Source organism: Anaerosporobacter sp., from assembly GCF_965301125.1.
The window spans coordinates 1-7,262 of record NZ_CBDLAM010000029.1; the positions used below are offsets into that span (position 1 = coordinate 1).

The 7,262-nt window shown below is 34.5% G+C and carries 9 protein-coding genes; 1 reads left to right on the forward strand and 8 read right to left on the reverse strand.

The features are described from left to right. Positions 1-54 precede the first annotated feature (54 nt). The 5 genes from ACW2QF_RS05035 to ACW2QF_RS05055 all read right to left on the reverse strand — a co-directional run bounded on the left by ACW2QF_RS05035 (position 55) and on the right by ACW2QF_RS05055 (position 3,282). On the reverse strand, positions 55-462 hold the full coding sequence (locus ACW2QF_RS05035) for a hypothetical protein (protein WP_455714901.1): 408 nt from the start codon (positions 460-462) through the stop codon (positions 55-57). 1 nt (position 463) lies between these two features. Then, positions 464-979, reverse strand: coding sequence for an RNA polymerase sigma factor (locus ACW2QF_RS05040; RefSeq protein WP_455714902.1), 516 nt, complete (start codon positions 977-979; stop codon positions 464-466). 184 nt (positions 980-1,163) lie between these two features. Next, positions 1,164-1,940 carry an HAD family hydrolase gene (locus ACW2QF_RS05045; protein ID WP_455714903.1) on the reverse strand — a complete coding sequence of 259 codons (777 nt, stop codon included), beginning with the start codon at positions 1,938-1,940 and terminating at the stop codon, positions 1,164-1,166. A gap of 362 nt (positions 1,941-2,302) precedes the next feature. After that, a complete protein-coding gene (locus ACW2QF_RS05050) occupies positions 2,303-2,845 on the reverse strand; it encodes a prolyl-tRNA synthetase associated domain-containing protein (protein ID WP_455714904.1) in 543 nt (180 codons plus the stop codon). 5 nt (positions 2,846-2,850) lie between these two features. Beyond that, positions 2,851-3,282 carry a hypothetical protein gene (locus ACW2QF_RS05055; protein WP_455714905.1) on the reverse strand — a complete coding sequence of 144 codons (432 nt, stop codon included), beginning with the start codon at positions 3,280-3,282 and terminating at the stop codon, positions 2,851-2,853. A 292-nt stretch (positions 3,283-3,574) separates the two neighbouring features. Here ACW2QF_RS05055 and ACW2QF_RS05060 point away from each other — a divergent pair, with 292 nt between their 5' ends. After that, the gene (locus ACW2QF_RS05060) at positions 3,575-4,762 is read left to right on the forward strand and encodes an SLC13 family permease (RefSeq protein ID WP_455714906.1); all 1,188 of its coding nucleotides are present in this window, start codon (positions 3,575-3,577) and stop codon (positions 4,760-4,762) included. An 87-nt stretch (positions 4,763-4,849) separates the two neighbouring features. Here ACW2QF_RS05060 and ACW2QF_RS05065 read toward each other — a convergent pair whose 3' ends face one another. The 3 genes from ACW2QF_RS05065 to ACW2QF_RS05075 all read right to left on the reverse strand — a co-directional run bounded on the left by ACW2QF_RS05065 (position 4,850) and on the right by ACW2QF_RS05075 (position 7,238). Continuing rightward, on the reverse strand, positions 4,850-5,815 hold the full coding sequence (locus ACW2QF_RS05065) for a DUF4825 domain-containing protein (RefSeq protein WP_455714907.1): 966 nt from the start codon (positions 5,813-5,815) through the stop codon (positions 4,850-4,852). Then, positions 5,808-6,305 carry an RNA polymerase sigma factor gene (locus ACW2QF_RS05070; protein ID WP_455714908.1) on the reverse strand — a complete coding sequence of 166 codons (498 nt, stop codon included), beginning with the start codon at positions 6,303-6,305 and terminating at the stop codon, positions 5,808-5,810. Before ACW2QF_RS05070 ends, ACW2QF_RS05065 begins: the two co-directional genes overlap by 8 nt. A gap of 225 nt (positions 6,306-6,530) precedes the next feature. Then, on the reverse strand, positions 6,531-7,238 hold the full coding sequence (locus ACW2QF_RS05075) for an SDR family NAD(P)-dependent oxidoreductase (RefSeq protein WP_455714909.1): 708 nt from the start codon (positions 7,236-7,238) through the stop codon (positions 6,531-6,533). Positions 7,239-7,262: the final 24 nt, after the last annotated feature.

A 7,262-nucleotide genomic window follows, 5' to 3' on the forward strand; every position in this document is an offset into this window, starting at 1 on the left:
CATTTATTTATCCTCCCTATCGAATAATTTATTAGTTTTCTCTAGTACCTTACTTCATAATTTATTTGTAGTATCATAGATACTCTTACTTTCTTTGCTATAATTGTTTCTATCCTTATTATATTCTTCATACTTTATTCCCTCATTGTCATACTTGGAGTTAAACCATTGCTCATAGCTCACTTTCTCCTCTGATAAACTACCAGAGTCTTTTACAGGAATTAATACAACCAGAACAATCGCTGCAGCCGCAGCAACTCCAACTTTCATCGCATACGTAAACAATTGTATTTTACTGGAGCGATGATTACTAATAGCTGCCATATTCTCTTCTCTTTGAATCTGATCAAGGATCGACTGTTTCATATATTGTGGCGCATGAGTGATGCCTTCTTGTTCTATACTTTGGATCAAATTCTGTAACTCTTCATCTGAGAGATACTCTGGTTTATCATGTTGCATATTAGATTCGCTCCTTTCCATACATTTTCTTTAGCATCGCCCTTGCACGATAAACTTGTGTCTGAATTGTCTTAAGATTCTTCTGTTTCATAGCTGCAATCTCTTCTGGCTTTCTTTCTTGGCAAAAATACAAAGTTGCAATTTCATCATAAGGCGGTTTTAGCTGCTCACATTTGCGCCGAAGTTCTGTTATCACTTCCTTCTCCATTATGGATTCCTCTGGTAATCTACTACTGGATTCCATATGTTCAAACTCCGTATCAGCCGCTGGGGTAATTCGTCTTGCTGCCTGCCTTTGATAATCGATGCATTTATTGGTCGCTATTCTACATAACCATGCTTTCACATTTTCTCCATCGAAAGAATCTGCATTTCGGTAAGCGGATAAAAACGTCTCTTGCGTCAAATCTTCCGCTACAAAATAATCATTTGTCATCTTACAGCAAATTGAGAAAATCAGATTTTGATATTGCTCAATCCACTCTGTAACACATTCCTTTGTACGAATTTTATCCACCCCCTATCTTTATATCCATTAATTATAACGAATGTACTTTCAAAAAATCTTCAACTTTTTTTATGTTTTTAAAAAAAAGTTGAATGCAAAACTAACTTCTATTTTTACCTCTTTTGTGTAATAAATATCAAAAAAGCATGGTCAATATTTATTATTAGCCATGCTTTATTCTTTCTTTCCAATTTTATCTTAAAACCAGACTTTTTACTTTCACTAAATCCATACTCTCTAGAATAAAATCTGCTTTCATATTAGCAATCATATTCGCATCTTCCCTTGGCGAAAGGTTTGAATTAATATAGCAAGTATGTAATCCCACATTCGCACCACCCAAACTATCTGCTCTATAATCATTTCCAATCATAATCGCAGTAGTAGGATCAATATGGTACGTGTCCAATAGTCGCTCATAGAATCTACGGTCTGGTTTCTTATATCCTACATCAGATGATAATAGAATACCATCAAAATAAGGCAAGATACCAAGTAGTTGCAATTCTCCTCTTGTAAATACCGCCTGTGCGTTACTTAACAAATATACTTTCTTATTCTTTGCCTTTAATTCTTGTAGTAATTCTAGTGCACCCTTGTATAGCTTCACATAACATGTGGATACACTACGAAAGAATTGTGCTATTTGAGAGCACTCATCAATTGTAATTTCTACCCCCTTGTTATGGAATAATTCTTGGTATACATACTCAATTTGAATCTCTAATTTAGTTTGTTCTGAAAGCTCATCTAGTTCCTTCCTATTCGTTAATTCCTTATCCATATCAGTGGCTCTTTTTATTGCAGTCTTTACACCTTGTTCAAATGCTTCTCTAAGTTCCTGTGGTTTATAGATAGCGCCCCGATATTGATAAAGCAAACTCATCTTACTCCATAACTCCCATGACTCTTCATCCGTACGAATATCTACAAGGGTTCCGTATAAATCAAATATATAGGTATTAAACATCTTAATTCTCCTTTCGTAATTGTCTATTGTCTATTGTCTATCTATTAGGATTCAAGTGTAATGCAAAACTCTCAATACTCTAAATCTGCTTCTTAGCTGACGTACTATGACTAAGAAACGATAGCGAAACATCTATAGAACTTCTTAGTGTGTACCGTATATCCTAGGAAGGCGAGGCAAGGAGGCCGATGCCAGCCTGAGCTGAGGCAGGATGCCGAATCGAAGGCGGTTCCGCATCATTTGAATCCCCATATCGTACACACTTAGAAGTACTTAGATGTGTAGTGTGTTTCGTGTCATAGTACGTCAGTTAAGAAGCTATAAACGTATATAGAGTTTTGCCTTCACCTGTTAACTCCTATCTATAATTCCACAAAGATCGGTTCATGATGGACCTTTGGTAAAAACACTTCTAAAACATCCTTACTTCTTAACTTGATACTAGCAGTATTGATACATGGGTGACATGCAAAGAACTCTGGTTCCATTACTTCTCTATCAATTAATAACTGTACCTGATTGTTCGTATCATTCATTAATCCCATAACGCTTACCGATCCTGGAGTTATATCTAAGAATTTTTCCATAAATTCTGGACTAGCAAAGGATAATCTAGAGCTACCTATCTGCTTGGATAAACCCTTTGTCTTGAAAACCTTGCTTCCTGGCATCAATAACAGATAAAACTTATTTTTTTGAGAATTACACAAAAATAAATTTTTACAAATACTTGTCTCATCTCCTAATATCTCATCTACCTCTTTACACTCTTCAATTGTATTTGCTTCTTCATGATCCACTCTCTCATATTCAATATGAAGTCTATCAAGCAAATCATAAACTCTGATTTCTTTCTCTAATCTTACATCTACATCAGAAGGTCTACCTTTTACTAGTTCATACATGTTGTCTACCTCTTTTCTTCGAAGTCCTTTTTCTTCCACATCATAAATGTAGCAATCCACGCTGATATTGTTCCGATTAATGCTAGGACTACTGCATTCGCATCTCCATCTATATTAACAGAACTGAAATCGTATACTATCATTAGCACCACTGTTATAATCGTTGCTATTGGTGCAACAATTGTTAATAATTTTCTTTCTCTTTTCATATCCTCTTGTGAATCATAGCAATTTAACATTAACTTTCTAATTCCAAAATAATTTATAACAATAAAGATAAGAAGCAAATTACCTGTACTACCGGTACAAAATGCTATATTAAGCGCCTTCATAAGACCTTGGATAAATATTAAACCAATTAATACCCATAAACTCTCGTAGCCAATTTTATATAGTGCTCTCTTCTGTTTTGTGTCCACGTCATTCCTATTAAACATATATCTCTTCCTCAACTATTCCATCATTTATTCTAATAAATTCTCTAGTTATTATACACTAACACCCCAATTAATACCATAGTATCTTGATCTCGTCTGTTCGCATTCTTCCAGTGCAACAAATAAATAATTATAAGAATTTTGTTAATTTTACTTGCAATTTATAATAATGTTGTTACAATCTATTATTGATATTATCAGAAAGAGTAATTCTTTTATATAATTATTCAATAAATAAAGTTTGTACTAATATAAAATTAATGACAACATCCTACTCATGAAAGAGGTTACTATGAAACCAGATTCCTACTTAAATTATGACAATTCCATACCTGCTAATTCTCCGCCCTCTCTATCTTTCTTTCATAAAACCAAAGACAAGATATTCGGTTTTATGAAAACTCAGATTGTTCTTACAATCTCTATTATCGCAATGCTTATTACTTGTTTGTTCGTTCCTATTGATAAAGCTTATCTGGGGTACTTTAATCTTAGAACATTGGCTACTCTTTATTGTACGCTTGCCGTAATAAGTGCCTTTTCACACATACATGTATTTGAAATTCTCAGTAAGAATATCGTACTTAAACTGCACAACTTACGTAATGCAACCTTAGGTCTTGTATTCATTACCTTCTTTGGTTCTATGATTTTAGCTAATGATATGGCATTGCTAACATTTTTACCATTAGGATATTACGTGCTGAATAGTACTGGCAATAAACAGGCTATGGCGTTCACTTTTATTATGCAAAACACTGCTGCAAATCTTGGTGGTATGGTAACTCCGTTTGGAAACCCACAGAATCTATACCTATATTCCTTTTATCACATCGGTACCGCTGAATTCGTTAAGATTATGTTACCTTCTTTCTTAGTCTCAACCATTCTTATCGTGATCGTTTGTTGCTTTGTTAAACCTATTCCTCTTACATTGAAGAATGAGGAATCTTTCGATTTCAATAAACAACGTACATTAATATACTCCATATTATTCATTGCTAGTATATTAATTGTTCTTCGAATCATACCGTATATTCTAGGAACAGTTGTTATTACCGCCGCTTTATATCTCCTAGATAAGAAATCAATCAAAGAAGTAAATTATCCCTTGCTTCTAACTTTCTGCGTGTTCTTTGTATTTAGTGGAAACCTTGCTAGAATACCTGCAGTTCGTTCTCTATTTGCTACTATATTACCAATTAATCCACTACTGTTTGGGATTTTATCTTGTCAATTAATCAGCAATGTCCCTGCTGCCGTATTATTATCTCATTTTACGACAGATTACCAAAGCCTTTTACCCGCAGTAAATATAGGTGGTTTAGGAACTTTGATTGCATCTTTAGCTAGTCTGATTACCTTTAGTGAATATAAGAAACATAACCCTGGTATGGAGAAGGACTTTATAGTTAAATTCACTGTGATTAACTTGGTATTTCTCTTAATTGTATATGGGATGCAGACAATGATTGGATAATCATTGTCTGCATCCCATATGTTCGTTTCTTCTATCTTAATTCATGTCGTTAGACTTTTTCTTCAATAGCCATTTAGCTTCCTCGCTCTAGAGATACAATTCATTTAACAACTTTTGAAATTGTGAAATACTATTTGAATATTCTTTGATATCCTGACCTAGTGCCTTAGTGGCATCCTCAGTTGTCACCGTCTTAGTTATAATCTCACTTCCATTGTTATACTGCCAGGATAATTCCCCTAAATTATCAATTAAAGATAAAATTACATAGGCATTTTGCGTCATTCGTTCGTTAAAAATCTTATCTTTCGTAATAGTATCTGAAAATTCCAATGTCCAACCATATGGTTCTTCTTTCGTTTGAAGAGAATTTAGATATTGTCCAAACTTAGTAATCTGCAACGCAACTGCTGTTCTCCCATTTGCAGGCATTTCCCCTACATATGGATGTTTGGTATCATAAATTTCATTGGCTTCTTTCGTAATAATTACACCATCTTCCCAAATCACATCTTCATTAAGAACAACACGATTCACATCATTTGGTATCTCATAACCTACATAAAAGTCATTATAATCTTCCCATGGTAGTGCGACACGATCTGTTAACTTAATTGTTGCTGTACCATCTTCCACTGTTATATTATGTTTCTTATAAACTCTTGAACGATTAGCTAATTCACCTTGAACAACTAATACTTCTGTTCCATCATTGGTCTTTGAAATTAATGAATTATAGTTACCGATGCTATTAACTTCACTACCCACGATATACATACGTATTCCTATAATAAGGAAAAGCATTGCAACTATTATCGTGTATCCTACGAATATCGTTTTATTAGTGCGTTTCTTCACCTTTTTTAAATAATCAATTTCTTTAGTTTCCATAGGTGTTTCTATAGGCGCTTTCATTTCATTATATAACCTCTCGCATTCCTTACAAGAAGATATATGTAGATCAATTTCTTCATTTGTCACGTCACTTGTTAACCCCTCAACATATGAAGGTAATAAGTCCCGAACCACTTCGCATCTTAATCTATCACCCATTGTCTCTTACCTCCTTAAATAATCTTTCTTTACCTCGATAATACGTAACTCTAGCCCAATTTTCTGATTGCCCCATGATTTCTCCAATTTCACGAAACGATAAATCTGCCGACAACCTTAGGTACATTACTTCTCGTTGTGGATCCTTCAATCCATGTAACGCTTTCATAAGATCCATTTTATTGATATTGCCCATTACGATATCTTCTGAAGACGGTGCTGGCTTATCTACTAATTCCTGACCTAAGGGTTCTTCGATATGATGTTTCTTGCAATAGTTACGCCATTGATTCTTCGCTATGGCACATAACCAAGTAGTAATCTTGCAACTTCGGTCATACTTTTCTTGACAACGAATGGCTTGATAGAATGTTTCTTGCATTAACTCCTCTGCTATACTCTCATTATGTGTCATAGAGAAGAGATATTTATATATCATCCTTGAATGTTCTATATATACCCGTTCCATGGAATCCTTGCTATCATTCAATTGGTATCTCCCTCCTCTCTTTCATTCAATAATTAATAGCGATATTTCTTGCTTCGTTACAAAATATTATTATTTTAATTTTTTTAAATTATTTATAGCAAAAATTGCTACAAGTAAATCATAGCAAAATGCTTTACTTGTAGCAATTTTTTTCTATTTTTATTTTCTTTTTTGAGTTTGATTTCCCTACTGCTCTCTAAACACCAGGCTATACCTCTCTTTTCTTTAATTAAGACTTTCGTTAAATGATAAGAGAGCTTCTGGAGTAATGCCTTGTGGATACTCTTCTTCCCATACTTTCTTCTCTGAATAGGCTTGATACCACATATCAGCAATAACATCCGGATCATTCACTTTACCTGTCCCCGGTTCTGAAATGTATAAAGCCAATGCACGATGACCAACAAAAATTCCCTTAGGTAACAGTTCAGTATGAAGATTAGTAATGTAATTACGCAGAGCCCCCAGCCCAACTCCCATATTCCCCATCATAGTAAATGGATGGATTGAGGAAAATCCTGTTGTAAACAACAAAGCACCTTCCTGTCTAGTCAGCATATCTGGCAAAACGGTGTTTACGACATTGATAGAGCTAGCAGCAAAGCCTTCAAAAGCATCTCTTGCGTTCTCTATCGTAAGTTCCAATACGGAAGTAGGCGGATAGTTACTTGGTACTGGGCTAACTTCTACCACATCAATTTGGCCGTACTTTTCTTTAATTTTTGTAATAGCCTGTTCAATTTGTTCTTTGCTGTAAATATCGGCTGTAAAATAAGAAGCTTCGATACCAACGGCGTTTAATTCATTTACCATATCTTGAAGCTTGACCGCGTTTCGTGCAACTAAGGCAACCTGAAATCCTTCCTGACCAAAACGTTTTGCTAAAGACAATCCCAATCCTTTACCTGCACCCATAATTGCTAATGTTTTCATTTATCTATCTCCGTTTTTTTGATT